Origin of the sequence: Brevundimonas sp. (assembly GCF_965278935.1) — a bacterium.
Lineage (GTDB): Bacteria > Pseudomonadota > Alphaproteobacteria > Caulobacterales > Caulobacteraceae > Brevundimonas.
Map to the genome: position 1 here is coordinate 526,743 of NZ_OZ257124.1, position 24,815 is coordinate 551,557.

Annotated in this window: 25 protein-coding genes, 1 tRNA gene and 1 riboswitch; of the genes, 12 read left to right on the plus strand and 14 right to left on the minus strand. The window is 68.1% G+C overall.

What is annotated here, in order from left to right; all coding sequences use genetic code 11:
• Positions 1-25 precede the first annotated feature (25 nt).
• The gene (locus ACQY68_RS02675; protein WP_428151481.1) at positions 26-811 is read right to left on the minus strand and encodes a class I SAM-dependent methyltransferase; all 786 of its coding nucleotides are present in this window, start codon (positions 809-811) and stop codon (positions 26-28) included.
• A gap of 61 nt (positions 812-872) precedes the next feature.
• Positions 873-1,580 (minus strand): Crp/Fnr family transcriptional regulator, encoded by a 708-nt coding sequence (locus ACQY68_RS02680; protein ID WP_428151482.1) that lies wholly within the window; start codon positions 1,578-1,580, stop codon positions 873-875.
• 148 nt (positions 1,581-1,728) lie between these two features.
• Between ACQY68_RS02680 and ACQY68_RS02685 the strand changes: the two genes are divergently transcribed.
• Together ACQY68_RS02685 and ACQY68_RS02690 are read left to right on the plus strand one after the other, a co-directional pair.
• Entirely contained in the window at positions 1,729-2,031 is a 303-nt protein-coding gene (locus ACQY68_RS02685) for a 4a-hydroxytetrahydrobiopterin dehydratase (protein WP_428151483.1), read from the plus strand.
• Positions 2,032-2,033: 2 nt separating this feature from the next.
• Positions 2,034-2,822 carry an SDR family oxidoreductase gene (locus ACQY68_RS02690; protein WP_428151484.1) on the plus strand — a complete coding sequence of 263 codons (789 nt, stop codon included), beginning with the start codon at positions 2,034-2,036 and terminating at the stop codon, positions 2,820-2,822.
• A 236-nt stretch (positions 2,823-3,058) separates the two neighbouring features.
• Here ACQY68_RS02690 and ACQY68_RS02695 read toward each other — a convergent pair whose 3' ends face one another.
• Complete coding sequence (locus ACQY68_RS02695) at positions 3,059-4,351, minus strand: hypothetical protein (RefSeq protein ID WP_428151485.1); 1,293 nt, start codon at positions 4,349-4,351, stop codon at positions 3,059-3,061.
• 123 nt (positions 4,352-4,474) lie between these two features.
• On the opposite strand from ACQY68_RS02695, the gene ACQY68_RS02700 reads away from it, so the two are divergent.
• From ACQY68_RS02700 to ACQY68_RS02720, 5 genes are all read left to right on the plus strand, one after another.
• A tRNA-Arg gene (locus ACQY68_RS02700) sits at positions 4,475-4,551 on the plus strand.
• Positions 4,552-4,616: 65 nt separating this feature from the next.
• Positions 4,617-4,822: riboswitch (cobalamin riboswitch) on the plus strand.
• Between the two features lie 155 nt (positions 4,823-4,977).
• Entirely contained in the window at positions 4,978-6,915 is a 1,938-nt protein-coding gene (locus ACQY68_RS02705) for a TonB-dependent receptor plug domain-containing protein (protein ID WP_428151486.1), read from the plus strand.
• 100 nt (positions 6,916-7,015) lie between these two features.
• Entirely contained in the window at positions 7,016-7,891 is an 876-nt protein-coding gene (locus tag ACQY68_RS02710; RefSeq protein ID WP_428151487.1) for an ABC transporter substrate-binding protein, read from the plus strand.
• Entirely contained in the window at positions 7,888-8,874 is a 987-nt protein-coding gene (locus tag ACQY68_RS02715) for a FecCD family ABC transporter permease (protein ID WP_428151488.1), read from the plus strand. Before ACQY68_RS02710 ends, ACQY68_RS02715 begins: the two co-directional genes overlap by 4 nt.
• Complete coding sequence (locus ACQY68_RS02720) at positions 8,871-9,641, plus strand: ABC transporter ATP-binding protein (RefSeq protein ID WP_428151489.1); 771 nt, start codon at positions 8,871-8,873, stop codon at positions 9,639-9,641. The genes ACQY68_RS02715 and ACQY68_RS02720 overlap by 4 nt, the downstream gene beginning before the upstream one ends.
• 24 nt (positions 9,642-9,665) lie before the next feature.
• Here ACQY68_RS02720 and ACQY68_RS02725 read toward each other — a convergent pair whose 3' ends face one another.
• Entirely contained in the window at positions 9,666-11,903 is a 2,238-nt protein-coding gene (locus ACQY68_RS02725) for a glycoside hydrolase family 3 N-terminal domain-containing protein (RefSeq protein WP_428151490.1), read from the minus strand.
• 204 nt (positions 11,904-12,107) lie between these two features.
• Positions 12,108-12,296, minus strand: a complete 189-nt coding sequence (locus ACQY68_RS02730; RefSeq protein WP_428151491.1) for a hypothetical protein — start codon at positions 12,294-12,296, stop codon at positions 12,108-12,110.
• Between the two features lie 235 nt (positions 12,297-12,531).
• On the opposite strand from ACQY68_RS02730, the gene ACQY68_RS02735 reads away from it, so the two are divergent.
• A complete protein-coding gene (locus ACQY68_RS02735) occupies positions 12,532-13,035 on the plus strand; it encodes a cell wall hydrolase (RefSeq protein ID WP_428151492.1) in 504 nt (167 codons plus the stop codon).
• Here the strand turns inward: ACQY68_RS02735 and ACQY68_RS02740 are convergent.
• Positions 13,029-14,072, minus strand: coding sequence for an oxidoreductase (locus ACQY68_RS02740; protein ID WP_428151493.1), 1,044 nt, complete (start codon positions 14,070-14,072; stop codon positions 13,029-13,031). The genes ACQY68_RS02735 and ACQY68_RS02740 overlap by 7 nt on opposite strands.
• 72 nt (positions 14,073-14,144) lie before the next feature.
• Between ACQY68_RS02740 and ACQY68_RS02745 the strand changes: the two genes are divergently transcribed.
• From ACQY68_RS02745 to ACQY68_RS02755, 3 genes are all read left to right on the plus strand, one after another.
• The gene (locus ACQY68_RS02745) at positions 14,145-14,924 is read left to right on the plus strand and encodes a cytochrome b/b6 domain-containing protein (RefSeq protein ID WP_428151494.1); all 780 of its coding nucleotides are present in this window, start codon (positions 14,145-14,147) and stop codon (positions 14,922-14,924) included.
• Positions 14,921-15,676, plus strand: a complete 756-nt coding sequence (locus tag ACQY68_RS02750; protein ID WP_428151495.1) for a molybdopterin-dependent oxidoreductase — start codon at positions 14,921-14,923, stop codon at positions 15,674-15,676. Before ACQY68_RS02745 ends, ACQY68_RS02750 begins: the two co-directional genes overlap by 4 nt.
• A gap of 68 nt (positions 15,677-15,744) precedes the next feature.
• Positions 15,745-16,158: an ester cyclase gene (locus ACQY68_RS02755; RefSeq protein ID WP_428151496.1), complete on the plus strand. Its 414-nt coding sequence runs from the start codon at positions 15,745-15,747 to the stop codon at positions 16,156-16,158.
• A 4-nt stretch (positions 16,159-16,162) separates the two neighbouring features.
• Here ACQY68_RS02755 and ACQY68_RS02760 read toward each other — a convergent pair whose 3' ends face one another.
• From ACQY68_RS02760 to ACQY68_RS02785, 6 genes are all read right to left on the minus strand, one after another.
• Positions 16,163-17,209 carry a ribonucleotide-diphosphate reductase subunit beta gene (locus ACQY68_RS02760; RefSeq protein ID WP_428151497.1) on the minus strand — a complete coding sequence of 349 codons (1,047 nt, stop codon included), beginning with the start codon at positions 17,207-17,209 and terminating at the stop codon, positions 16,163-16,165.
• An 80-nt stretch (positions 17,210-17,289) separates the two neighbouring features.
• Entirely contained in the window at positions 17,290-17,892 is a 603-nt protein-coding gene (locus ACQY68_RS02765) for a hypothetical protein (protein WP_428151498.1), read from the minus strand.
• Positions 17,893-18,067: 175 nt separating this feature from the next.
• Positions 18,068-18,958, minus strand: coding sequence for an IPTL-CTERM sorting domain-containing protein (locus ACQY68_RS02770; RefSeq protein WP_428151499.1), 891 nt, complete (start codon positions 18,956-18,958; stop codon positions 18,068-18,070).
• A 373-nt stretch (positions 18,959-19,331) separates the two neighbouring features.
• On the minus strand, positions 19,332-20,159 hold the full coding sequence (locus tag ACQY68_RS02775; protein WP_428151500.1) for an IPTL-CTERM sorting domain-containing protein: 828 nt from the start codon (positions 20,157-20,159) through the stop codon (positions 19,332-19,334).
• Between the two features lie 319 nt (positions 20,160-20,478).
• Entirely contained in the window at positions 20,479-21,630 is a 1,152-nt protein-coding gene (locus ACQY68_RS02780; RefSeq protein ID WP_428151501.1) for an IPTL-CTERM sorting domain-containing protein, read from the minus strand.
• A 155-nt stretch (positions 21,631-21,785) separates the two neighbouring features.
• Positions 21,786-22,859, minus strand: coding sequence for a helix-turn-helix transcriptional regulator (locus ACQY68_RS02785; RefSeq protein ID WP_428151502.1), 1,074 nt, complete (start codon positions 22,857-22,859; stop codon positions 21,786-21,788).
• 221 nt (positions 22,860-23,080) lie between these two features.
• Here ACQY68_RS02785 and ACQY68_RS02790 point away from each other — a divergent pair, with 221 nt between their 5' ends.
• The gene (locus tag ACQY68_RS02790) at positions 23,081-23,629 is read left to right on the plus strand and encodes a hypothetical protein (protein ID WP_428151503.1); all 549 of its coding nucleotides are present in this window, start codon (positions 23,081-23,083) and stop codon (positions 23,627-23,629) included.
• A gap of 13 nt (positions 23,630-23,642) precedes the next feature.
• Here ACQY68_RS02790 and ACQY68_RS02795 read toward each other — a convergent pair whose 3' ends face one another.
• Both ACQY68_RS02795 and xrtH read right to left on the minus strand, forming a co-directional pair.
• Complete coding sequence (locus tag ACQY68_RS02795; protein ID WP_428151504.1) at positions 23,643-24,284, minus strand: exosortase H-associated membrane protein; 642 nt, start codon at positions 24,282-24,284, stop codon at positions 23,643-23,645.
• Complete coding sequence (xrtH, locus tag ACQY68_RS02800; protein WP_428151505.1) at positions 24,281-24,811, minus strand: exosortase H; 531 nt, start codon at positions 24,809-24,811, stop codon at positions 24,281-24,283. Before xrtH ends, ACQY68_RS02795 begins: the two co-directional genes overlap by 4 nt.
• Positions 24,812-24,815: the final 4 nt, after the last annotated feature.

Below are 24,815 nucleotides of genomic sequence, written 5' to 3' on the forward strand. Positions count from 1 at the left end.
GCGACCCGGTATGCGGCGGGAAAGCTCAGACCGCCCACCCGAAGTGGATCGCCGCGACCCCGCCCGACAGGTTGGTCACGGCGACGCGGGAGAACCCGGCGTCCTCGATCATGGCCTTGAAGGTCGATTGGTCGGGGAAGCGGCGGATGCTCTCGACCAGGTACTGATAGCTGTCGCGATCCTTCGCCACCCATTCGCCGATGCGCGGAATGGCGTGGAAGGACCAGGCGTCATAGGCCTTGCGCACGACCTCGGCCGTGGGCCGCGAGAACTCCAGACACAGGAACCGCCCCCCCGGCTTCAGCACCCTTCGCGCCTCTTTCAGGGCCACGGCGATGTCCGACACGTTGCGGATGCCGAAACTGATCGAATAGGCGTCGACGGAGGCGTCCGGGATGGGCAGGGCCATGGCGTCGCCGACGGTCCAGATCATCTCCGGCTCCCCGCCCTTGTGGACGCCGGCCAGGATCATCTCGGCATTGTAGTCCAGCACGATGACCGAGGCGTCGTCTCCGCCGCGTCGCTCCTGCGCTCGTCGCGCCATCTTCGAATAGCGCCGCGCCATGTCGCCGGTCCCGCCCGCGACATCCAGGATGGTCTCGCCCGGACGGGGGTTCAGCTTCGCCGCCGCCGCGTCCTTCCACAGCCGGTGCACGCCGCCGCTCATCAGGTCGTTCATCAGGTCGTAGCTGGAGGCCACGCTGTCGAACACGCCGCGCACCATGCGCACCTTCTCGCGCGCATCCACGTCGCGGAAACCGAAGGAGGAGGTGTCGCCCGACGAGTGCGGGCCGTGCGGAGAGGCGGTCATTCCCGCGGTCTAGCGCGCTGAGAAGCCCGCGTCACCGGGCGTCACCGTCGCGGCCTGAGGTTCAGGCCTTCGGCGCCTGGGGCGCAGGCACGCCGAGATCCTTCATCACGCTGCGCATGGCGCCGTAGCAGCCGCAGGCGGCATCCTCGAGCGCCTGCCGATCCAGCACCTCGACCCACCCGCGGCCGCGTCGTATCAGCTTCTTGTCCTCCAGATCGCCCCCGACTTCGGACACCGTGGCGCGGCGCACGCCGAGCATTCCGGCGATGTCGGACTGGGTCAGGTCGAACCGGTTGGACCCGGCGCGGTCGTGCAGGGTCAGCAGCCATCGGGCGAGGCGTTCGTCCAGCCTGTGCTGGGCGTTGCACGCGGCCGTCTGTTGAACCTGGGCGAACAGGCTCTCGGTGAATTTCGCCAGGGCGGTGCGCAGGCTCGGGCTGTCGCCGAGGGCGTCGGAGAAGACGTCGGCGGAGCAGCAGGCCGCCGAGCCCGGAATCTGGGCGATGGCTCGCGATGAGGCCCGGGCGTTCATCGGCCCGCAGGTGACCCCGACCAGACCTTCGCGTCCGATCGCCGCCGTCTCCACCATCTTGTCCTCGGGAAGAATGGTCATCAGCGAGACCACGCCGTTCAGGGGGAACCAGACCTGATTCACAGCTTCCCCCGCGTCGTAGAGCATCTGTCCTTGGGTGAAGGTGTGTTCGGTCAGATGCGGCTCAAGTCGCTTTCGGTCGGCCGCGCTCAGCGAGGCGATCCAGAGATTGTCCAATATTCAACTCCTGCCGCGTATGGCGACGCTTCCCAACGCCCCAGCCTGATCTGATGTTCCAGGGCTTGGTTTAGTGTCGGGTAGGCGACACAGCGGCGCCTTGCGGGCGCCCGGCGAGATCGTTACCCCCGGGAACAGGAGAGCTTTTATGGCCAGACCGACCCTCGATCCCGTCGCCGCCCTGACGGACCTGACCGGCTGGTCGGTTCACGAGGGCGACCGTCCCGCCATCGAGCGGGCGCTGAACTTCGCCGACTTCAACACCGCCTTCGCCTTCATGACGCGCGTGGCGCTGAAGGCCGAGACGATGGACCATCATCCGGAATGGTCGAACGTCTACAACCGGGTCACCGTGCTTCTGACCACCCACGACGCGGGCGGCGTCACCGATCTCGATACGACGATGGCGCGCTTTATCGACGCCGCCGCGAAATCCCTGGGAGGGGAATGACCATGAGCAAGGCTGGACGCGTCGCGGGCAAGGCCGCGTTGATCACGGGCGGCGCCCAGGGCTTGGGCGAGGCCATCGCCTGGATGCTCGCGCGCGAGGGCTCGAAGGTCGCCATCACCGACATCAACGGCGCCGGCGCGAACGATCTGGCCGCGCGGATCAACGCCGAGATCCCGGGCGCCGCCTTCGGCTTCGCCCATGACGTGGCCTCCGAGGCCCGGTGGGTCGAGGTCGTCGCCGAGGCGACGGAGGCCATGGGCGGCCTGTCGATCCTGGTCAACAATGCGGGCGTCGGCGATGTGCTGCTGTTCGCCGAGGCCGACACGAGCGAGAACTGGCAGCGCCAGTACGAGATCAACCTTCGCTCGGTCATGTTCGGCTGCAAGCACGCCATGCCGCACCTGCGGGCCTCGGGTTCGGCCTCGATCGTCAACATTTCGTCGATCGCGGGCCTGGCGGGGGCGCCGGGCATGGGCGCCTACAACGCCACCAAGGCCGGCGTGTGGATGTACACCAAGACCGTCGCCCTCGAGGCGGCGAAGATGGACTGGAACGTGCGGGTCAACTCCGTCCACCCGGTCTTCATCAAGACCGCCATCCTGGATCCCTTCGTCGCCATGGCCGGCGGCGACGAGCAGAAGGCCCACGAACGCCTCGCGCGCGGCATCCCGCTGAAGCGGATCGGCGAGCCGAACGACGTCGCGTATTGCGTCCTCTACCTCGCCTCGGACGAGGCGAAGTTCGTGACCGGCGCCGAGTTCAAGATCGACGGCGGCATGACGGCGCAGTGAGTCATGACCCCTCTCCCTTGCGGAGGGGGGCTTGCCCTCCACACCCATCAACGGATCGTCCGAATTCCTCAATCGGATCAACGCCCGGTCGTGTTTTAGAGCTTTATCGCAGGCGCCCCCGAAAACCGTGAGACACTGTCTCCCGGTCTTTGACATCGCCATCCCGGAACCCCGGCCAGCGCGACTCTGTCGACTCTGTAGACTCGCTTTTTGGAGTCGCGCTCAGCCGGGCTGAATCACAGCAAATCCACCGGCAGGATCTGGCTGGCTAACAGGGTCTCCATCCCTGCCCAATGATCGGGCCCCTGCGCTTCGACCCAGGCCTGCACCGTGTCCCGACCCAGGCCGTAGTTGATGATGTAGCTGCGATAGGTCTCGATGAACCGCACCCGTTGAGCCGCCCGCTCGGGCGTCGTCAGCATATATTTCGACAGCTTCGCGATCGTGTCCTCGCGGTTCACCCGGCCCGCCAGGTAGTCGTCGGCGATGGTGTATTCGGCCCGCGCCAGCTGACGCACCAGGGTGTTCAGCTCGTCCTTCTCGTGCACCGGAGCGCCTTGGAGACCGGCCAGCGGCAGAAGCACCTCGCGCTCGAACGTTTCCGCCTCGTCGCCCGGGAAGGCGAGGTCGATGCCGTAGTTGGCGCTGCCCTCGGCCACGAAGGACATCGGCGAATACAAGGGATAGACGCTCATCTCGACCCAGCCGCGATCGCGCACGAAGGTCTTTTCCAGCAGGGCGTTGTAGACGTGGTGGCCCGGATAACCCTCGTGGCAGCCGAGATCGATGGCCCGGTCGGTGAAGATCGGCTGGTCGGTGTTGATCTCGATCTTGGAGGCAGCGCCGCCCTGGAAGTAGTTGTAGCCCGACCACGGCTTGTCCGTAACGAAGGCCAGGGTGAAGTTCTCGTTCGCAGGCAGCGAGATGTGACGCAGGGTCCGCGCCCGGCACTCGGCGATGGCGGCGTCCATCACGACCTGAAGCCGGTCGGTCGGAATGACGAACTGGTCGCGGAAGGTCGCGACGCGCGTGGCCAGCGGTCCCTCGCCGGGAACCAGACCGTCGATGCGGGCCAGGATGGGATCATAGGCGGTCAGGGGCTTCAACTCCGGCCGCACCCCGAACAGGGCGAAGGCCTCGTCGGCGAAACTCATCCGCGCCCCGCCGATCATGCGCAGACGCGCCGAGGCCGCCGAGACATGGGCCAGCAGATAGGCCTTGCGCTGAACCACGGCGGGCTCCGCGCCCCGCGTCGACAGGGCGTTCAGTCGCTCCGTCAGGGAGGCGGCGCCCAGGATCAGGGCCGGGCCCTCGCGCGGGTTCGCCTTGGCGGCCTCGGCCCATTCCGGCGGCCCGTAGTAGGCGTCGACATAGCCGGGCTCGCGCTCACCGATCTCGAGGATCAAGGCGACATAGTCCCGCGCCACGGCGTCCAGACTGTCGCCGGACGGATCGGGAGCCGGGGCGGTGGCGCAGGCCGCGACCAGCAGCAGGGGCAGGGCGAGAGCGGCGAGGAAAAGGCGACGCATGGACGGACTCCGATAGAACCGCCGCAGGCTAGGCGGGGCTGCGCCCTTCGCCAAGTCGTTCCGGGATTGAGGCTGAACGCGACCTGCTGTAAGGCCCTTCGTCCGGCCGCGAGGCCGACGGATGCACCCGTAGCTCAGCTGGATAGAGTACTGCCCTCCGAAGGCAGGGGTCAGAGGTTCGAATCCTCTCGGGTGCGCCATCTTTTCCCGGACATGCCGTGAAGGCGCACCAGCGTCACCATTGCCGCCACAGGCGCGATGGCCTAAGGGCCGCCCTGCGACAGGTTCCCCAGCGATGGGGATGAAAAGGGAACTCGGGTGCGAAACCCGGGCTGCCCACGCAACTGTAGGCGGCGAGCCCGCGCGTCACTAGCCACTGGGTCCGATGGTTTCGACCAAAGGACCTGGGAAGGCGACGCGCACCGGTGTTGACCCGCGAGCCAGGAGACCTGCCCGTCGTGGTCGTCCTTCGCGCGGACGTGGTGTGCCGGGCGGAACGGGTCTTTTCCCGAATGACGACGTCTGTTGGGCCGCGCATCGCTGCGCGGTCGTGACCGGGCGTGTCTCCATGTCCGATCGCGGCCGTTCGCGAGCCGGCTCGTTGTCAAACGAGGGATTGGACCCGAATGAAAAAGACCCTGATCGCCAGCGCCGCCACGGCCGCGCTCCTGCTCGCCGCCAACGCCGCGAGCGCACAAACCGTCACCTCCGCCGTCGACAGCAGCCTGCTGGACGACGTGGTGGTCACCGCCAACCGTTCGGCGCAAGACGCCGATCGCGTGGGTCAGTCGGTGACCGTCCTGACCACGGCGGACATCCAGTCCAGCCAGACGGTCGTGGTGTCGGACCTTCTGGCCCGCACGCCGGGCGTCACGGTGTCGCGCAATGGCGGCGTCGGCTCGGTCACGGCCGTGCGCATCCGCGGCGCTGAAACGGACCAGACGGTCGCCATCATCGACGGCGTGAAGCTGAACGACCCGTCGGGCACGGGCGGCGGCTACAATTTCGGCAACCTGCTGATCGGCGACGTCGCGCGGATCGAGGTGCTGCGCGGAGCACAGTCGACCCTGTGGGGCTCCCAGGCCATCGGCGGCGTGGTGAACATCGTCACAGCCGAACCGACGCGCCCCTTCCAGGCGAGCCTTGACGCCGAGGCCGGATCGCGGGGCACGACATATCTGCGCGGCTCCGTCGGCGGCGCCGGCGAACGCGCCACCTGGCGACTGGCCGCCTCCCGCTATCAGACCGATGGCTTCTCCGCCTTCGCGCGCGGGACCGAGGAGGACGGCTACGAGAATTTCGGCCTCAGCGGTCGGGCCAACATCCGTATCGTCGAGGGCGTCTCGGTCGACCTCCGCGCCGTCTATTCGGACGGGACGGTGGATGTCGACGGCTTCGCACCGCCGACCTTCGCCTTCGGTGACACCCGCGAAACCTCGAGCACAAAGGAGCTGGTCTCCTATGCGGGCCTGAACTTCGACCTGTTCGACGGCCGTCTGAGCAATCGCGTCGCCTATGGCTACACCCGGACCGACCGCCAGAACCTGAATCCCGATCAAGCCGGGTCCGGCATCACCTTCGAGGCCGAAGGCCTGAACAGGCGCTATGAATACCAGGGCGTGCTCGACGTCCGCGAGGGCTGGACCGCGACCTTCGGCGCCGAGCACGAGGAGTCCGAGTTCTCCGCCGCCCCCGACGCGGCCGAGGTCGGCCTCGACGGCGTCTACGCCCAGCTGCAGGCCGAGGTCGTCGACGGCCTGACCCTCACCGGCGGCGTGCGTCGCGACGAGCACGACACCTTCGGCGGCAAGACCCTGGGCCAGGCGGCCGTCGCCTGGACCTTGAACGACGGCTCGACCGTGCTGCGCGCCAGCTTCGGCCAGGGCTTCAAGGCGCCGAGCCTGTACCAACTCTACAGCCAGTTCGGAAACCTGGCCCTGCTGCCGGAAGAGGCGGATGGCTGGGACGCGGGCGTGGAACAGCATCTGCTGGACGGCGCCCTGATCCTGTCGGCGACGTACTTCTCGCGCGAGACGACCAACCAGATCGACTTCGTGTCCTGCCCGTTCAGCCCGGCGCCGACGCCCGCGACCGCGCCGCTGTGCTTCAAGAACGGGGCGCCTCGCTTCGGCTACTATTCGAACGTCGCCCTCACCGAGGCGGACGGCATTGAACTGGCGGCGGACTACGAGATCGGGTCGTTCTCGGTCAACGCCAACTACACGCAGACCAATACCGAGAACCGCACGCCGGGCGCCAACCTGGGTCGTCAGCTGGCGCGTCGTCCGGACCAGGCCGCGAACCTGACCGTCGGCTATGTCTGGCCGTTCGGCCTATCGACCTCGGTCGCCGTCCAGCACGTGGGCGACAGCTTCGACAACGCCTCGAACGCCACCCGCCTAGACGCCTACACCCTGGTCGACCTGCGGGCCTCGTATCCGATCAACGAGACGCTCGAGGTCTATGGCCGGATCGAGAACGCGGGCGACGAGACCTATGCGACCACCGCCAACTACGGCGTCGCGGGTCGCGGGACCTTCGTGGGCATCCGCGCCCGGTTCTAGGTCGACGCGACGGGCGCGAACGGACCGTCCGTTCGCGCCCTCTGGCGCTGCACCCGACAGGCGGCGCACACTCGGGCTCGCCGGGAGAGGAGACGCATCGATGACAGCACCCGATCGTCGCACCCTGGTCGCGGGCGGGCTGGCTGCGGGCCTCGGCCTGGGGTCCGCGCGCGCCGCGCCGGCGTCGCCGCCGCAGGCCGAGCCCCGGTGCATCGTTTCGCTCAATCCCTGTCTCGACGTAATCCTGGCCCATGTCGCGGACCGGAGCCGGATCGCGGCGCTCAGCCATTACTCCCGCGACCGCTATGGCTCGACCATCGCCGATATCGCCCGGACACTCCCGTTCACCTATGGCACGGCCGAAGAGGTCATCGCCCTTGAGCCCGACCTGGTGCTGACGGGCCGTCCGTCATCGCCCGTCCTGCTCGATACCCTCGATCGCCTCGGCATCCGCACGCTCCAGTTCAGCGTGCCCGAGACCGTTGCCCACAGTCTGGCGCAGGTACGGGAAGTGTCCGCCCTGGTCGGTCGTCCCGAGCGCGGCGAGGCGGTCGTCCGCAGGATCGAAGCCGCACTGGCCGCCGCCGCTCCGGCGCCCGGCGCGCGAAGAGTGTCGGCCCTCGTCTTCATGCCCGGTGGCTTCGCGTCGGGTCCCGGCACCTTGATGGACGAGATGATGCGACGTGCGGGCCTCGAGAACGTCATCGCCCGGTACGGCCTGCGCGGATCGGCCAATGTGCCACTGGAATTCGTCATCGCCGATCCGCCGGATCTGCTGCTGTCCGGCGAGCCGTCGCGCGGCCTGCCCAGTCGGGCCCAGCGTGTGATGGAGCATCCGGCTCTGGCCCGCTTCGCCGGCGGCATGGAACGCGCCGTCTTCCCCGAACGGCTCCTGTTCTGCGGCGGGCCGGTCCTGATCCAGACGGCGGCCGCCCTGTCGCGCACTCGGGACGCCGTCCTGGCGAGGTCCGCATGAAGCCCGTGAGCCGGCCGCTCCTCTATGCGGGCCTGATCGCCCTGCTGCTGATCCTGTCCGGGGTCAGCCTGATCGCGGGCAAGGTCTGGGTGCCGTGGAGCGCCTGGGTCTCGCCGGACATCGATCCGCGCTGGGCCATCGTCTTCGAACTGCGCCTGCCGCGCACGATTCTCGGCATCGTCGTGGGGGCGGCGCTCGGCCTCTCGGGCGCGGTGCTTCAGGGCTATACGCGCAACCCGCTCGCCGATCCCGGGGTGCTCGGCGTGTCCTCCATGGCGGCGCTGGGCGCGGTGCTGACGCTTTACTACGGGGTGACCGCGGTCGCCCCGTGGGCTCTTCCGGTCGCGGCGATCAGCGGCGCGCTCGCCGGCGTCGCCGTCCTGATGCTGCTGTCCGGCTCGGCTTCGAGCCTGGTCACCTTCGTCCTGGCCGGGGCCATCCTGAACATCCTGTCCAGCGCGGGCGTGTCGCTGGCCCTGTCTCTGGCGCCCAATCCGTGGGCGGTGAACGAGATCGTTGACTGGCTGATGGGGTCGCTGGCCGACCGCAGCTTCGAGGAGGTGAAGATGGCCCTGCCCTTCATCGCCGTCGGCTGCGGACTGTTGCTGACCACCCGTCGGGCTCTGGATGCGCTGACACTGGGGGAGATCGGGGCGCGATCGCTGGGCGTTTCGATGCCCAGGACGCGATGGACGCTCGCGCTCGGCGTGGCTCTGGCGGCGGGAGCCAGCGTCGCCGTCACGGGTGTGATCGGGTTCGTCGGACTGGTGACGCCGCACCTGCTGAGGCCGCTGGTCGGCGCACGACCGGGCGCCCTTCTCGTCCCGAGCCTTCTTGGCGGGGCCGTCATCGTGCTGGCCGGCGACATCCTGGTGCGGATGACCCCGGCGGCGGGCGAGGTGAAGCTCGGGGTCGCCATGGCGGCGCTGGGCGCGCCCTTCTTCCTCGTCCTGCTGCTGCGTCTGAGGACGAAGATCGCATGAGCGTCCTGTCCTGTGCGGACCTGCACGTCGCCATCGGCGGCAAGGCGATCCTTTCGACCGTCAGCCTGTCGATCGAGGCCGGCAAGGTCACCGCCATCGTCGGCCCCAACGGCGCCGGCAAATCGACCCTGCTGAGCTGCCTCGCGGGTCTGCGCCAACCGACCTCGGGGGTGGCCTCGCTGGACGGGATCGCCCTGACCGGCATGAAGCCGCGCGACCGGGCGCGGCGGCTGGCCTTCCTGCCCCAGACGCCCGAGATCGCCTGGGCGGTCGAGGCGCGGACCCTCGTCGAGCTGGGGCGAACGCCCTTCATCGGTGCGCGCGGTCAGGCCAGGGACGACCACGCTGCAGTCGACCGGGCGATGGCCGCGGCCAATGTCGCCGCGTTCGAACACCGGATCGTCGACACCCTGTCCGGAGGCGAGCGGGCGCGGGTTCTGATCGCCCGGGCTCTGGCTGGAGAGCCCGAATGGCTACTGGCCGACGAGCCCCTGACCGGCCTCGATCCGGCGCACCAGATGGACGTCGGCACCCTGTTCCGGCGACTGGCCGACGAAGGCATGGGGATCATCGTGACCCTTCACGACCTGTCGATGGCGCTGAGGATGTCGGACCGTATCATCGTCCTCGCAGAGGGCGGGGTTCTGGCCGACGACCCGCCGGCGACGGCCTTGATGCCAGACGTCCTGAGGCGCGCCTACGGCGTCGAGGCCACCCTGACCCAGGGGCCGGGCGGCCCCCTGATCGACGTGATCCGGCGTGCCTGACCGGGACGGCAGGGTGTTGAACGCCTACCGTGCGGTGAGGATCAGCGTCGCCGGGTCGCCGGCCTGGGCCGACGATGTCAGCCAGATGTCGAAGGCGCCGGGCTGAACCGTCTGTCGACCGTCGGCGCCGACGTACTCCAGACGGTCGCGCCGCAGGGTGAAGGCCACGGTCTTCGTCTCTCCCGCCGCCAGTTCGACCTTGCGGAAGTCGCGCAACCGGCGGCCCGGCTGGGTCAGGTCCGCGACCCGGTCGCGGATATAGAGCTGGACCGTCTCCCCCACCGCCCGGTCGCCCGCATTGGTCACATCGACCGAGACCTCGATCTCGCCGTCCCAATCGAGCGTGCCGTCGGCTGGAGTGACCGCGCCGTAGCTGACCGTGCCGTAGGTCAGGCCGTGGCCGAACGGATAGAGGGCGGTGTTGGTTGTCTCGCGATACCGGGCCACATACTCCTGCGACGCTAGGGCGTTGTTGGCCGGGCGGCCGGTGATCTTGTGGTCATAGCTGTAGGGCTGCTGACCTGAACGGTGCGGGAAGCTGACAGGCAGGCGACCGGACGGCGAGGCGAGGCCGAAGACGATGTCGGCGACGGCATGGCCCATCTCTCCGCCGAGGAACCAGGTGACGACGATCGCTTCGGCGTCCTTGATCGGGCCGGACAGTTCCATGGCGCGGCCATTGCGCAGAAGGACGACGACCGGCTTGCCCGTCGCGGCCACGGCCTCGGCCAGGGCCCGCTGGGGCGCCGGGATGTCGATCTCGGTGCGCGACTGCGCCTCGCCCGACATGCGCGAGCTTTCCCCGATGGCGAGGACGACGACGTCCGCCTGGTCCGCAGCCAGCACCGCCGCCTCGATGCCGCCCGGCAGGGCCGCCTCCACCTCGGAGCCCTTGACCACCACGAGGTCGGAGTCCTCGCTCATGGCGGCGCGGAAGCCCGCTTCCAGCGAGATTCGGCGCGTCTCGTCGCCCCAGATCGTCCAGGGCCCGAAGATGTTGTCGACGTCGGCGCCGAAGGGGCCGATCAGCGCGATCTTCTGGCCGGTCGGCTTGAGCGGAAGCAGACCGCCCTCGTTCTTCAGCAGAACGATGGACTTCACGCCGGCCTCGCGGGCCAGGTCGCGGTGTTCGCGCGAGCCGACGACCTGACGCTCGCGCACGGGATCGCAGCCGCGATAGGGGTCGTCGAACAGGCCCAGCGCCGCCTTGGTCATCAGGACGCGCCGAACCGCCTGATCGACGCGGGCGAGCGGCACGTCGCCCTTCTCGACCAGATCGGGGATGTGCTCGAGGAACAGGCCCGAGACCATCGACATGTCCATTCCGGCCAGAAGCGCGATCCGCGCCGCGTCACGCCCGTCGGCGGCGAAGCCGTGGGCGATCAGTTCCTGTTCGGCCGTGTAGTCGGAGACGACGAAGCCGGTGAAACCCCACTCGTCACGGAGGATGTCGGTCAGCAGATACGGGTTGCCGGACGCCGGAACGCCGTTGAGATCGTTGAAGGCGGTCATGACCGAAAGGGCGCCGGCGTCGAACGCGGCCCTGAAGGGCGGCAGGAAGGTCCCGCGCAGCGTCGCCTCGGACATGTCGGTGGTGTTGTATTCCATGCCGGCGAGCCCGGCGGAATAGGCGGCGAAATGCTTGGGCGTGGCCAGCAGGGCGTCGCGGTCCGCGAGGCCCTTGTCGCCCTGGAAGCCGCGCACCCGAGCGACGGCCAGCACCTCGTTCAGCCAGATGTCCTCGCCGGCGCCCTCGACGCCGCGACCCCAGCGCTGGTCCCGAGCCACATCGACCATCGGAGCGTAGGTCTGGTGGATGCCTGACGCGGCGCCCTCGACCGCGGACGCGCGCGCCGTACGCCGCGCCAGGTCGGCGTCGAAGGCGGCCGCCTCGGCCAGCGGTACGGGAAAGACCGTCTTCAGCCCGTGGATGATGTCGGCGGCGAACAGCAGGGGAATGCCCAGCCGGCTCTCCTCGACCGCGATGGTCTGGATGCGACGCCCTGCCTCGGCGCCGACGCCGTTGAACAGATTGCCGACGAGGCCCTCGCGGATCATTCGGGTCACCCGCGCCGGGTCGCCCTGTCCATCCAGCGGGTTCACGTTCATCGGCCGGAAGCGGAAGGGGTCACCGAGCAGGTTCAGCTGCCCGGCCTTCTCCTGGATCGTCATGCGCGCGATCAGCGCGTCGACACGATCGAGGTCGGCCTCGGCCTTCCGGGGCGATATCCGCGGCGCGGCGACAACACTGCTCGCGAACATTCCCAATCCCGCTGCCGCCATAGCCAGAACCAATCTACGCGAAGAAGGATAGGCCGGGCGGTTCAATATTAGAATCCTTCTGAGTTCGCCGTGAAATAGACGCACGACGGCGAGGAGTCAGATCACACCCGGTTGCAGGCGCCATATCCGATATGAGGACGTGACGGGGAAGTTCCCGTCTGGGCCGCCCGGATGCGGGCCGGTTCAATCGAGCCCATCCTCCGTCACCACGAAGGTGCGGCCTTCGGCGCGGGCGGCGGCGGCGAGCTGGTTCTGGACCAGATGCCAGCGGCGCAGGCGTTCGAAATCAATCGCGTGTCCGGGGGCGGCATCGAGCCAGTCGGCGAAGGCGCGGCGGGCCTGACGGTATTGCGGCGCCGTGGGGTCCGGCACGGGCGGAACTTTCGGTAGCCGGGTGGCGACGTCCGCCGGAATGGGAAAGTCGCCAGAACTCGTGGAGAGGATCATCGGGCGCAACTCGCGGGGGAGGGGTAGAATTCCCTATTTAACCTCGGCACGGGGCCCGGCGCCACCTTTCCACGCGAACGACGTTCCGGCAGATGCGTCGCCCTGATATGGCCAAGCTCCTCAGGCTGGATCTGACGGCGGGATCGCGAGAGGAAATGAAATGATGATCAGGACCCGGACACTGGCGGCCGCCCTGGCCTTTGCGTTGGCGGCCGGCGCGGCCCACGCGCAGAAACCGCCAGTCCAGACCCGGCCGGCGGATCAGGCCGACCAGTTGCTGAACCAGGCTCCGCCGGCCAACCCGGCGCCCGTGAACGACGGGGAGGCCTATCACCGGGCCGACGATTCCGAGCAGACTCCTGAAGAACTGCGGACCACCCGGGCGCTGAACGACGAGATCGCCTCGCGCAACCAGTTGGCCGAGAACCAGGAAAGGTCCGATCAGGCCCGGTTCGAGGCCGAGCGCGCCAAGCACGAAGAGGTGGTCGCCGCATCGACCCAGGCCCAGCTGGCCTATGAGGAAGACGTTCGCCGTTCCGCGGCCGCCCAGAGCCAGTGGCAGGCGGATCAGGCGCGGTGGCAGGCCGAACGCGCCCGCTGGGAGGCCGATGTCCGCGCCTGTCAGGCCGGCGACCGGAGCCGTTGCGCCCCGCCGCGCTACTGATCGATCGGGACTTCCCGGCGAGCGGCGGCGCTGCGCAGGCCGGCGTCCAGCACCTCCATCACCGACAGGGCCTGCCGGGCCGTGACCGGCGGCGGGCCGCCGTCTCGCAGGGCCGCGGCGATGCCTGAGTAATAGGCGCGGTAGTCGCCGGCCGGGCCGGGGGCGGGGCTGCGTTCGCCGGTCTCGCCGTCGACGAAGGTCCCGGGCTTCGGATCGACGCCCCAGCCGGGGGCGCCGACGGCCAGACCGGCCTTTGACTGGTCTTCCTGAACGTCGAGGCCGGACTTGAGCCAGCTGCCGTGCGTCCCGTGGACGGCAAAGCGGACGTCGGGGGCGGCGCACAGCATGGCGGCGTTCAGCACCACCCGCTTGTCGGCATAGCGCAGGACGGCGTGGACCCAGTCGGGGGTTCGGCCGCCGGGCCGCTGGACGGCCATATCGCAGGCAATGGCCAGCGGGCGACCGAACAGGACCAGCATCTGGTCGACAAGATGGGGGCCGAGGTCCAGCCAGACCCCGTCCCCGTCGTTCTCGCGCCAGCGGTCGCGAACGAGGGGGCGGTGGCGATCGTAGCGGCTCTCGACCGTCACGATATCGCCGAGGCGGCCCGAAGCGAGCTCTGCCTGAAGGGCGAGGAAGTCGGCGTCCCTGCGCCGGTTCTGGAAGACCGAAAGCAGCAGGCCTCTGGCCTCCGACAGCTCGACCAGACGGCGGGCGTCGACGAGATTGAGGGCGAAGGGTTTGTCGACGACGACGGCCTTGCCGGCGTTCAGGGCCGCCTCGGCCTGCGGCGCATGCAGGGCGTCGGGGGTGGCGAGAACGACCAGATCGATGTCGGCATCGGCGAGGACGTCGGCGAACTCGGGAAGGGCGCGGACGTCGGGCCGGTCGGCGTGCAGGGCATCGGGTCGGGTCGTCACCACCGAATGTAACCGGAGACCCGGACAGGCCGTAATCAACGGGGCGTGGAAGGTCTTCCCGGCATTGCCATAGCCGACGAGGGCGACGTTGACGGGGGCGTCTGATGAGGCGGGCATGGCCTCAACCTAGCAATGGCCATTGCCGGGGTGAAGGCGCAGTAAGGGGAACGGGCGGATGAGGGGCGAGCGATGACGGACGACACAACCACCGACGTCGAACGCGTCGCGATCGCGCGACCCGACCGGCATGCGGACCGGCCCCTGTCCGGCGGGCGGATCGACACCTGGCGGCATCCGCTGACGGTGCGGCTGACCCACTGGCTGAATGTTCTCGCGATGACGATCCTGGTCATGAGCGGGATCAACATCCTGATGGCCCACCCGCATCTGTACTGGGGGCTCAAGTCGACGTTCGACAGTCCGTGGATGAGCTTTCCTCTGGCGCCCGACTGGCTGATGGTTCCGATGCGGCGCGACCTGGGGGCGGCCCGGGGATGGCATTTTCTGTTCGCCTGGATCTTCGTCATCAACGGGCTGATCTATCTGGCCTCCATCACGATCAGCGGGCGGCTGAAGCGGATGATCGGGCCGACGAAGGCCGACCTCGCCGACATCCCCCACAGCATCGTCGAGCACGCACAGCTCAAGTTCCCCAAGGGCGAGGAAGCGCGACGGTACAATGTGCTGCAGAAGCTGACCTACCTGCTGGTGCTGCTGGTCCTGTTGCCGATGATGCTGGCGACGGGACTGGCGATGTCGCCGACGATGAATGCGGCCCTGCCCGAGCTGTTGTGGGTCCTGGGCGGGCGCCAGTCGGCGAGGACGCTGCATTTCCTGTCGGCCAGCGGGCTGGTGGGCTTCGTCGTCGTCCATGTGGTGCTGGTCTTCGTGGCCGGCTTCACCAACAACATGCGCTCCATGATCACGGGCTGGTTCGTGATCGAACCCGACAAGGAAGAGCCGGAATGATCCCCCATCGACGCGGACTGATCCTGGGCGCCGGCGCCGCTCTGGCGCTGGGCGGCTGCGACCGGGTGGCGGCCAGCCGCACGGGCCAGTGCACGCTGAAGAAGGCCGAGCAGGCGAGCCAGCGGGGTCAGCGGATGCTGGCGCGCGGGGGCTTGGCGCCCGAGTATCAGGAGAAGGATATCTCCAGGGACTTCCGGGCCAACGGGTCGGTGGATCCGGCGGCGTCCGACTATGTGGCGCTGAAGGCGAACGGGTTCCGGGACTACCGGCTGATCGTCGCCGGACTGGTGCGGCACGAGCTGTCTCTGTCGCTGGACGACCTCCGGCGGATGCCGTCACGCACCCAGATCACCAGGCACGACTGCGTCGAGGGCTGGTCGTCGATCGGCAAGTGGAAGGGGGCGCGGCTGTCGGCGGTGCTCGACCGGGCCGGGGTCAGGCCGGAGGCGAAATACGTGGTCTTCCACTGTTTCGACGCCCTGGATCAGACCGAGGAAGGCGACCGCTACTACGAGAGCATCGACATCCCGGAGGCCCGCCACGAGCAGTCGATCCTGGCCTATGAGATGAACGACGAAGTCTTGCCCATCAAGCACGGGGCTCCGATCCGGCTCAGGCTGGAGCGCCAGCTTGGGTACAAGATGGCCAAATATATCAAGCGGATCGATGTGGTCGAAAGCTTCGACGGCATCGGCGGCGGCAAGGGCGGCTATTGGGAAGACCGCGGCTACCAGTGGTACGCCGGCATCTGAAGCGTAGCGATGAACGATAAAGGAGATGGGCCGTTGGGCTGGCTCACCCCTATCGGAGACTCCGGCCCATGGCAGACAGCCCCAACATCGCCGCGACCAAACGCTTTGGCGAGATCGTCAATACGGGCGACCTCGACGCCTTCCCCGAGGTGGTCGCCGAAGGCTGCGTCGACAACGATCCGGCTCCGGATCAGGGACCAGGTCCCGAAGGCTTCAAGACCTTCTTCACCGGCATGCGCGCCGCCTTCCCTGATCTGAAGGTTGAGCCTCAAACCCTGGTGGCCCAGGGCGATCAGGTCGCCTTCGCCTACGAGATCACCGGCACCCACAAGGGCGACTTCAACGGCGTCGCCGCCACGGGCAAGCCGATCAAGGTGCGCGGCATGCAGATTGGCCGGTTCGAGGATGGCAAGATGGTCGAGCGATGGGGCAGCTCCGACGAGCTCGGCATTCTGAAACAGATCGGCGCCGCCCCGGTCTGATCGGTCAGCCCGCGACCATGCTCATGTCGCGGCGGGCCATCATCTTGTCGAACTCGCCCCAGACACCCTCGGCGCCATGCCAGGCGCCGGTGGTGGCGGCCTTGGAGTATTCGGTCGCGCGGGCCTCGAAGAAGTTGGCGTGTTCGACGCCGGACAGCAGCGATTGCAGCCAGGGCAGAGGGTTCTCCTTCACGCCGTAGAGCTCGGGCAGCTTCAGCTGGCGCAGGCGCCAGTCGGCGATGAAGCGGATGTATTGCTTGATGTCCTCGGGGGTCATGCCGTTCACGTCGCCGGCCTCGAAGGCCAGGTCGATGAACTTGTCTTCCAGACCCACCACGGTCTCGCAGCACTGGACGATGTCGTCGGCCACCGCGGGGGTGACGCAGCCCGTCTCGGCGTTGAAGGCGTGGTAGAGCTTGATGATGCCGTCGCAGTGCAGGCTCTCGTCGCGCACCGACCAACTGACGATCTGGCCCATGCCCTTCATCTTGTTCTGGCGCGGGAAGTTCATCAGCATCGCGAAAGAGGCGAACAGCTGCAGCCCTTCGGTGAAGCCGCCGAACATGGCCAGGGTCCGGGCGATGTCGGCGTCGGTCTCGACCCCGAACTGGCCCATGTAGTTATGTTTGTCCCGCATGGCCTCGTATTCCATGAAGGCGCCGAACTCGCTCTCGGGCATGCCGATGGTCTCGAGCAGCAGGGCGTAGGCGGCGATGTGGATCGTCTCCATGTTGGCGAAGGACGACAGCATCATCTTCACCTCGGTCGGTTTGAACACCCGACCGTATTTTTCCATGTAGTTGTCCGCGACCTCGATGTCCGACTGGGTGAAGAAGCGGAAGATCTGCGTCAGCAGATTGCGCTCCTTGTCGTTCAGGTTTGCCGCCCAGTCCTTGCAGTCCTCGCCCAGCGGCACCTCTTCGGGCATCCAGTGGACCTGCTGCTGCTTCTTCCACATGTCGAACGCCCACGGATAGCGGAACGGCTTGTAGGCCGCCGAGGGGGTCAGCAGGCCGGCTTTGGCGGGCGTGATGATCGTGTGGGCGTTCATGGGAGGGCTCGGCAACTGGCGCGGAAAGAGGACTGGAGCCACTGAACCCCAGAATCACGCCGAAAGCTACTGGTTGATGGTTAACGATCCCCAGCATCAACATCTTGTGTCGAACGGGGGATGGTTTTGCACTGTTCGTCGAATTCGGAGTGCAAGACAGTGCAATCGTCGTCGTCATCCTCATCCGCATCGGGCGGTTCGGAAGAGGGATCGGGGCGGTCGCCGACGCGTCGCAGATAGGCGGCGCGCAGATGGTCGATGTCCCGGAACAGCGGCGCTTCCGCGTCGATACGGTCACCGCAACGCTCCAGCCGTTCGGCGACCCGCAACCAGACCAGTGATTGCTGAGGCCGATCCATGGCCGCCTCTTCCGACGCCTTGCGGAAGGCGAACCGGCGCAGGACGTCCGGTTGGGGCTGGAACAGCAGACGGAACTGATCCAGACCCTGGTCCTCCAGCACCTCGGCCAGCTCGGGATCGGCCTCCACGACGGCGTCGCGACGCGTCTGCGGATCGTCGTCCTGACGACGCCAGCCATCGGTCGCCGCCCGATGGCGCAATGTTCGTAGCGGTACGCCATAGCGTTCGGCGAGCACGGGCCCGCTGACGCCGGCCATGAAGTCGGCGCGGATCTGGTTCCAGGTTTCAGCGGAGCGGGGCTGTCGAGCATCGGCATGGGTCATGCCGACAGTGTCACCCCGTTTCAGACCAGGGCGCGGATAAAGGCTTTCGTCAGAGCCGCGCATTGAATTCAAAGGCGTCCTGGGTCGATCCGCGCCGCACGTCGGTCAATTCTCGACATGAAAACGACCCCGCCGTCTCCAGCGGGGCCGCTTCATCGATCGCGATCGAGGTCGATCAGACCGTCATCTGGCGGCGCTGGATGTAGAGGGCCGCGCCGCCGGCCAGCAGCGTGCCGAACAGGATCATCGCCCACTCGGACAGGGTCGGGACGGGCTGGACGACCGGGGCGCTGAAGGAGAACAGGTCCTCGGGCGGGGCCGCGCCTTCGCGCAAGCCGACGGTGAAGGTCCGGGCGGCGCCGCTGCTGTTGTTCACATTGTAACGCCAGTCGACGTTGATCCGCAGTTCCGTCGTGCCGGGAGGCACGGTGATGACGGTCCGGGTCAGCACCGAGAACGGTCCGAAACCGTCCATCGGATAGACGATGCCGATGTCGCCCCCGGTGTTGACCTGGGTGAACTCGACACCATAGCCCTGATAGATCGTCGGGGCGTTCTCGTAGGAGCCCCAGACCCGTCCGGACGCCGTTGTGTAGGTCGCCCGCGTGATGTTTCCGGTGGTCGTCGTGGAGGTCTGGGTCCAGCCGTCGAAGGGTTCGTCCATGATCACGGCGCCGTTCTGGTCCGTGATGACGACGCGATGAAGGTAGTGGGCGCCGGGGCCCGTGTAGTTGCCGGGAATGAAGGAGCCGAAGCCGACGCTGAACGTGCCCGGCGCGACCTGGACCACGACGCCGTTCGTGGCGCTGTAGGTCGCCCCCGTCCACCCCGTCGTCTGTGTGCGCGGATCCGCGGTGAGCGAAACCACGGACGACTGGTTCACGCTGCCGACGAACGACAGGACCTTGGCTTCCGCCTGGGAGACCTGGGCCTCCGCCGGGCAGGCCATCACGCCGAGGACGGCGGAGGCTCCGAGAACGACCGTCAGATGTTTAAAGGAGAGAGTGCGCGCGATCCGCCCGGCGAAAGCCCGGACGTCAAGGATCAGCGTGTCGAACGTATGCATCATGGGCCCCCACGAGTGTTGAACATGGGTTGGTCGCCATGTCCGGTAGTCTCGGCGCAGGTCCAGGGTCCAACGTCAACGTCGCCGGCGTACATTGCGCGTCCCAAGTTTGGGACGTGGAAAGGCTTGTTATTTCAAAAGTCTGCGCGGACCTGCCAACGGCGTCCGACAGGAGGCGCGGCCGCCCCGGCCGAACCAGTCCATGAACAGGCGGAACAGCCGGCGGCTACCGGCCGGCTTCTCTCTCCGGGTGTCGTCTCCGGCTCGCGTTTGTTGGACGCCTTCAGGACCACGGATGCGTCTCGTCGGCCGGCGAGAGCAGGCGGTCCGGGCTCACGACGCCGCCGGACCGCCTGTCACCTCGATGATCCGGTCAGATCGCCATCTGGCGACGCTGGATGTAGAGGGCCGCACCGCCGGCCAGCAGCGTGCCGAACAGGATCATGGCCCATTCCGACAGGGTCGGAACGGGCGCCGCCGGGGCCACCGGAGGCGCGCCCACGGCGACATAGTTCACCAGGTTCTGGGCGAACCTGCCTCCGTTCGATCCGGCGGCGTCGGAAGACAGAAAGTTGATGTCGTAAACGACGACAAGGGCGCCCGTCGCGGCGTTGGCAAGGGTTCCGGGCGAGAAGCTGAGAACCGATCCCGTGACCCCGCCCGGAAGCGTGGCTCCGAACGCGCCTGTGCCCGTGGTAGTGACCACGCCAGCAAGATTGAACGGCACCGTCCCGACGGCGTTGGGCGTGTTGAAGGCGGGCGTCAGGGTTTGAGCGCCCGTGGTGCTGGTGGCGGGGACGGCGACCGTCCCGCCGCCGGCCTGGGTGATGAATGCGGAAATAGGGGCGTTGCCGGCGCCGCCGTAGCCTACGTTTTCACCGAGAAGAAAAAGAACGTTGCCCGGCGCGGCGTTCAGGAATCCCACGTACTGGGTCAGTTCAGCGCCCGATCTCGTCGGCGCGATCACCCGAAGATCGTAGATGATGGTGTAGGGCGCGAGGTTGGCGGGCGTAGTGAGGGCCTGGGTGACGGTGTCGCCGCGACCGACCAGCAGTGTGTTCAGTCGTGTGTACGCCGCATTCTGGGTGCTGTCGGATGTCGTAGCGACCACGAGGACGTTTGAAGCCAACGTCGGCGCGGCGAAGGCCGTAAGACACAGGACGATGAGCGTCCTTGCGAGCGCATGAAGTATCTTGGACACGGTTTCCCCCACGTCGTTTGAAAAGTCATGGGGTTACGCCATGAAGACGAGACCTAGCGCCGGCCCGCGAACATGGGTCAATGCCGCGACCGTACACAGGACGTCCCAAGTTTGGGACGGCGAAAGACTTTTTACTTCAAAAGCATGAGCGGCAACTGTTCCGAACGGCCCGCCGCCTCGGGCCGGCTTTTGTTCGGGCGTCGCCTCTGGATCGCGCGTATTGGACGCCTTCTGACCACGGATGCGTCTCGCCGGCCGGCGAGAGCAGGCGGTCCGGGCTCACGACGCCGCCGGACCGCCTGTCATTTCGGTGATCCGGTCAGACCGCCATCTGACGCCGCTGGATATAGAGGGCCGCGCCGCCTGCGAGGATCAGGCCGAATAGCATCATGGCCCATTCCGACAGGGTCGGGACGGGGACCGGGCCGGTCGCTGTCGGCGTCGCCGGACCGGCGGTGAAGGATCCCGTGATCGTTGCGCCCGGCGCGGCGTAGCTGGGCAGCGACCCCGTGGCCCCGGCCGTTCCGGAGTTGGAACTGCTCGTACCGCCCGCCCCGGCGGTCGCGCTGAGGCCGGAGTAGCCGCTGTTGGTGAAAGTCACCGTGCCGGTGAAGGCGAAAACGGCCGCGCCCGCCGCGCCGCCGCCCCCGCCGCCGCCCGCCCTCATGGTGCTCGCAGCACCGCCCGTGCCGCCGAGGAAGCTGGAGGTCCCGCCCGCATTGCTGAAGCCGCCGCCGCCGCCGCCGCCGCCCACGCCGTTCGCGCCCGGAGAGAAGGACGAGCCGCCGCCTGCGCCGCCGCCGCCGAAGACGCCGGCGGTCGAGGTGGGGCCGGAACCCGTTCCGCCGATGCCGCCGGCCGAGCCCGCAAAGCCTGAATCCCCGCCGTTGCCGCCGGTGTTGCCGCCGCTTCCGGGGATCGACCCGCCGTTGCCGCCGACGACTGCGGCGGTATTGAACGTCGTGGAAATGATTGCGACCGTCGGAGAGCCGGTCCCGACGACGACGCCGGCCCCGGCGCCGAGGCCGCCCCCGCCCCCGCCGCCGTAGGGCATGCCCACGCCGCCGTTGGAGCCGACCGCCCGGACGTTCCGGATGATGAGATTGGACAGGGTGACGGTGATCGGACCGTTGATCACGAAGGCGCGGTAGCTGTTGGCGCCGTCGATGGTGACCAGGCCGAAGACGCCGTCGATGGCTAGGCTGTCGGTGATGGCAGGGAGGGTGCTGGCGAGGGTGATGATGCCCTGGCCGCCCGCCGCGAAGCTGATGGTATCGGCGCCCGGGGCCGCGTTCGCCGAGGTGATGGCCGCTCGCAGGCTGCCCGCGCCGGAATCCGCCGTCGTCGTCACGACGTAGTTCGCGGCCTGAGCCAGGCCGGGGAGGGCGCATGCGCCAAGCGCGGCGGCGATCGAAACGGCGCGCGCCCAGGCGCGCATTGTCGCCGACGACTTCCGGGTGGAACAGGTCAACAGGTGAGCCTCCAAGGCGATGAAAGCCCTGACCAACCGCCGAGGCACGACGTTCTGAACGGTCATTTCCGCGGGGGTCAACGTCGTATGGTCCCTCGACGTCCCAAGTTTGGGACGTCGAAAGACTTGTTGGTTCAAAGGCCCGTGCAGCCCGGTCAGAGCGGCTCGCCGACGCGCAGCCAGTCGATGAAGACATCGTGGGCGGCGAAGTCGAGGCGGGCGGCGTCCGTGCCATCGGCGGAGGAGCCGGTCCGGGCGAGGCGGGACGGCGTGACCTCTGCGGACGCCAGGCCGAAGCGGGCGCGGAAGTCGCGCTCGAACACGGCGACCGAGGAAAAGCCGTTGCGTCGGGCGATATCGCCGAGGGTTTTGGGATTCGCCTCGCCCGAGCGCAGGGCCGCGTAGAGCCGGTCCAGCCGACGGTTGCGCAGATAGGTCTGGACCCCGCCCATGTCGGCGAAGGCGCGATAGAGGCTGCTGCGCGAGACGCCCACGGCGGTCGCGACCTGCCCCACGTCCGGGGTCTGTCCGCGGGCGAGGGCCAGGTCGAACATCTGGATAGCGCGACGGCGGATGGTGCGCTGGATGGCGTCGTTCTGCATCGGCGAAGGCCGGACGTCGCCGCCCATGAACCGCTCCGCGATGACGAAGGTGGCGTCCACGGCGGCGATGCCCTGGTCCTCGCTGATCTCGTGGCCGACCATGGCCAGGGTCGCGAGGTGGGAGGCGATCAGCCGGCCCCCGGCGCTGTCGCCCGCCAGGGTCAGGCCGTGGAACGACCGGCTCAGCAGCCAGCCCGGCACGATGTCGCGCGGACAGATGAGGTTGAGGATGTCGACCTCGCTGGTGCGCGAGCGGGACGGACGGGCCAGATCGCGGAACTGGACCGAGCCGGCGCCCATGGTCGTCGAGAGGCCGTCGAAATCGCCGACGCCGTCCGACAGATTGACGACCACGCTGACGTGATCCAGCCCCGAGCGACGGATGCGGTCGGCATCCCGCTCGAAGGTCTGGCCGGCGGACTGGCCGCGACCCAGGACGCTGGATCCGAAGCGGAAGACGCTGGTGTGGTTCCAGAACGGATCGCCGGGCGTCTGTGCGACGTCGCGGATCGCGTAGAGGTCGCGCATGGAGGCGCGATAGATTTCGAAGGCGTTGGTCTGGCGGTCGGAGGACACGGACCAGGCGACGGCCAGCGGCGGGACGGGCGGGAGACGCGATACTGACAAGCGGGACGCCGTACTGTGCTGACCACCGGCGTGCGGACATCCTGCAGGACGCGGTCACGCTTCAAGTTAGATGAGAGTCGCGCGGCAAAGGCAAGCTAAACCCCTGTCGAACATCGGGGATTTCGACCGGCGACCACCGGTCGGAAACGGGCGGTTGACCCGGACGGTCGAGCGGGGCGAGGGTCGGGTCAGGCCGCGTCCGGCCGATGTCGGGATCCATGATGAAACACGCCCTCGTCGCCGCCTGCGCCGTCCTGGCCCTGGCCGCCTGCAAACCGGCCGCTGAGACGACGGAGCCCGGGAGGGCCGCGCCCGCGGCGCCGACCGGGACAGCCGCGCCGGTCGCATATTTCTATTTCGGCAATCACGTGCCGCGGGCTGTGATCACCTCGGTCGAGGGCGCAGACACCGCCTCGGCCATCCTGACCGGCCATGTCACGGCCCAGGACAACTACGACTACTGCCTCGACATGAGAGGCGGCGAGACCCCCTCGGCCGGGGCGATCGCCGAATGTACGGCCGAGAAGGTCGATCAGCCGGACGAGCGGATGACCGCCGACTGCATCGCCCGGACAGTCTCGGACGGGAGCGACGCGCTCTGGGTGCGGGACGAGGAGGCCGAGGACGGCAAGGTCATGCCGGTCTGGCAGGATAGGGCCTCGGGAGACATCCGGGACTATTCGGGCGCAGGGGGCGGCTATGTGCTGACCGCCGCCTTCCGCATCCTGTGCCCGGCGGCGTCGGCCAACGTCGCGCCCGATCCGTCCTGAGCCCGGGACGGACTTAGTCCTTGATCTCGGCGACCAGGGTCTTCATGCCCGCCGGGTTCAGTGCGGCCCACAGGATCAGGGCCGTGATGAGGGTGGCGACGGACAGGGAAATGGCCCGGCCGACGATGACGATCTGGGAGACGAAGCCCGGCAGCGGCGGCTGGTCGGGGCGGGTGGTGACGGTCATGGCGGCCCCCGCGAGATCGGGCTCGAGCATGGGCGCCAGCTCGCCCCAGACGACCAGGCCGACGCAGACGCAGAAGACCAGGCACAGAACCGGGATCGAGATGGCCGCCGCGCGCCAGGGCCGCACGGGGCGCGGCGGGGCGCTCAGGAAGGCCAGCGCCAACGGGAAGCCGAGCAGCAGGCGACGCAGCGCCTCCTTCGACATGCCGTAGTTGATGGGCTCCCCGCCCTGGGTCAGGTGGGTGCCGATGGACCAGCCGCCGTCTTCCAGCAGGTCGATGCGGCCGGTCAGTCCGAACAGGCGCAGCACGAGGCCGACCAGGGGACGCAGAAGCCCGGCGACGACGTCGGCGCCCCACATCCACCAGAGCGGCAGCAGGATGACGAGGGCGAGGCCGGCCCAGATGCCGAACCGGCGGCGCGCGACCTCCTCGGGCGTGCGGGCGGCGAAGCGGGACAGAACACTCATGCCGCGGCCTCCTCGACGACCCGGTCGGCGGCCTCGCGGCGCGCCTGCCAGCGGGTCCAGAAGAAGAAGATCAGCAGGCCCTCGAGCCCGATCATCGCGTCCCAGACATAGTTGTGGAAGAACTCGAACACCTCCTGCGACCCGCGCGACAGGTACAGCAGGCTGATGATGCGCAGGAGGTTGATGGCCTGAAGCGCGAAGACTCCGGCGACCGCTCCGATCAGGCCGTATTTGATCTTTCCCGGGAAGGCGAGAATGGCGGCGGTCAGCAGGGCGCAGACCTCGACCGCGTTGCAGCCGGCCAGAACCTGAACCGCCCCGTGCCCGTCGGTGAAGCGCAGAATGGCGGCGTCCGCCACGACCCGGTGATCGAACAGGCCGATCAGGAAGGCGCAGGCGTGGACCAGGCCGCGCGTGAACGGACCGACGAACAGACGCTCGGCCCAGGGCGTCGCCAGGACGCTGAACAGGGCGACGGTCAGGATAAGGAACAGGCCGAGATAGCGGATGGCCGGAGATTTCAGCATGTTA

Excerpts from the sequence above, each read along its gene's own strand:
- ACQY68_RS02675 (WP_428151481.1), bottom strand. The coding sequence starts at position 811 with ATGACCGCCTCTCCGCACGGCCCGCACTCGTCGGGCGACACCTCCTCC.
- ACQY68_RS02685 (WP_428151483.1), top strand. The coding sequence starts at position 1,729 with ATGGCCAGACCGACCCTCGATCCCGTCGCCGCCCTGACGGACCTGACC.
- ACQY68_RS02690 (WP_428151484.1), top strand. The coding sequence starts at position 2,034 with ATGAGCAAGGCTGGACGCGTCGCGGGCAAGGCCGCGTTGATCACGGGC.
- ACQY68_RS02695 (WP_428151485.1), bottom strand. The coding sequence starts at position 4,351 with ATGCGTCGCCTTTTCCTCGCCGCTCTCGCCCTGCCCCTGCTGCTGGTC.
- ACQY68_RS02705 (WP_428151486.1), top strand. The coding sequence starts at position 4,978 with ATGAAAAAGACCCTGATCGCCAGCGCCGCCACGGCCGCGCTCCTGCTC.
- ACQY68_RS02710 (WP_428151487.1), top strand. The coding sequence starts at position 7,016 with ATGACAGCACCCGATCGTCGCACCCTGGTCGCGGGCGGGCTGGCTGCG.
- ACQY68_RS02715 (WP_428151488.1), top strand. The coding sequence starts at position 7,888 with ATGAAGCCCGTGAGCCGGCCGCTCCTCTATGCGGGCCTGATCGCCCTG.
- ACQY68_RS02720 (WP_428151489.1), top strand. The coding sequence starts at position 8,871 with ATGAGCGTCCTGTCCTGTGCGGACCTGCACGTCGCCATCGGCGGCAAG.
- ACQY68_RS02725 (WP_428151490.1), bottom strand. The coding sequence starts at position 11,903 with ATGTTCGCGAGCAGTGTTGTCGCCGCGCCGCGGATATCGCCCCGGAAG.
- ACQY68_RS02735 (WP_428151492.1), top strand. The coding sequence starts at position 12,532 with ATGATGATCAGGACCCGGACACTGGCGGCCGCCCTGGCCTTTGCGTTG.
- ACQY68_RS02740 (WP_428151493.1), bottom strand. The coding sequence starts at position 14,072 with ATGCCCGCCTCATCAGACGCCCCCGTCAACGTCGCCCTCGTCGGCTAT.
- ACQY68_RS02745 (WP_428151494.1), top strand. The coding sequence starts at position 14,145 with ATGACGGACGACACAACCACCGACGTCGAACGCGTCGCGATCGCGCGA.
- ACQY68_RS02750 (WP_428151495.1), top strand. The coding sequence starts at position 14,921 with ATGATCCCCCATCGACGCGGACTGATCCTGGGCGCCGGCGCCGCTCTG.
- ACQY68_RS02755 (WP_428151496.1), top strand. The coding sequence starts at position 15,745 with ATGGCAGACAGCCCCAACATCGCCGCGACCAAACGCTTTGGCGAGATC.
- ACQY68_RS02760 (WP_428151497.1), bottom strand. The coding sequence starts at position 17,209 with ATGAACGCCCACACGATCATCACGCCCGCCAAAGCCGGCCTGCTGACC.
- ACQY68_RS02765 (WP_428151498.1), bottom strand. The coding sequence starts at position 17,892 with ATGACCCATGCCGATGCTCGACAGCCCCGCTCCGCTGAAACCTGGAAC.
- ACQY68_RS02770 (WP_428151499.1), bottom strand. The coding sequence starts at position 18,958 with ATGCATACGTTCGACACGCTGATCCTTGACGTCCGGGCTTTCGCCGGG.
- ACQY68_RS02790 (WP_428151503.1), top strand. The coding sequence starts at position 23,081 with ATGAAACACGCCCTCGTCGCCGCCTGCGCCGTCCTGGCCCTGGCCGCC.
- ACQY68_RS02795 (WP_428151504.1), bottom strand. The coding sequence starts at position 24,284 with ATGAGTGTTCTGTCCCGCTTCGCCGCCCGCACGCCCGAGGAGGTCGCG.
- xrtH (WP_428151505.1), bottom strand. The coding sequence starts at position 24,811 with ATGCTGAAATCTCCGGCCATCCGCTATCTCGGCCTGTTCCTTATCCTG.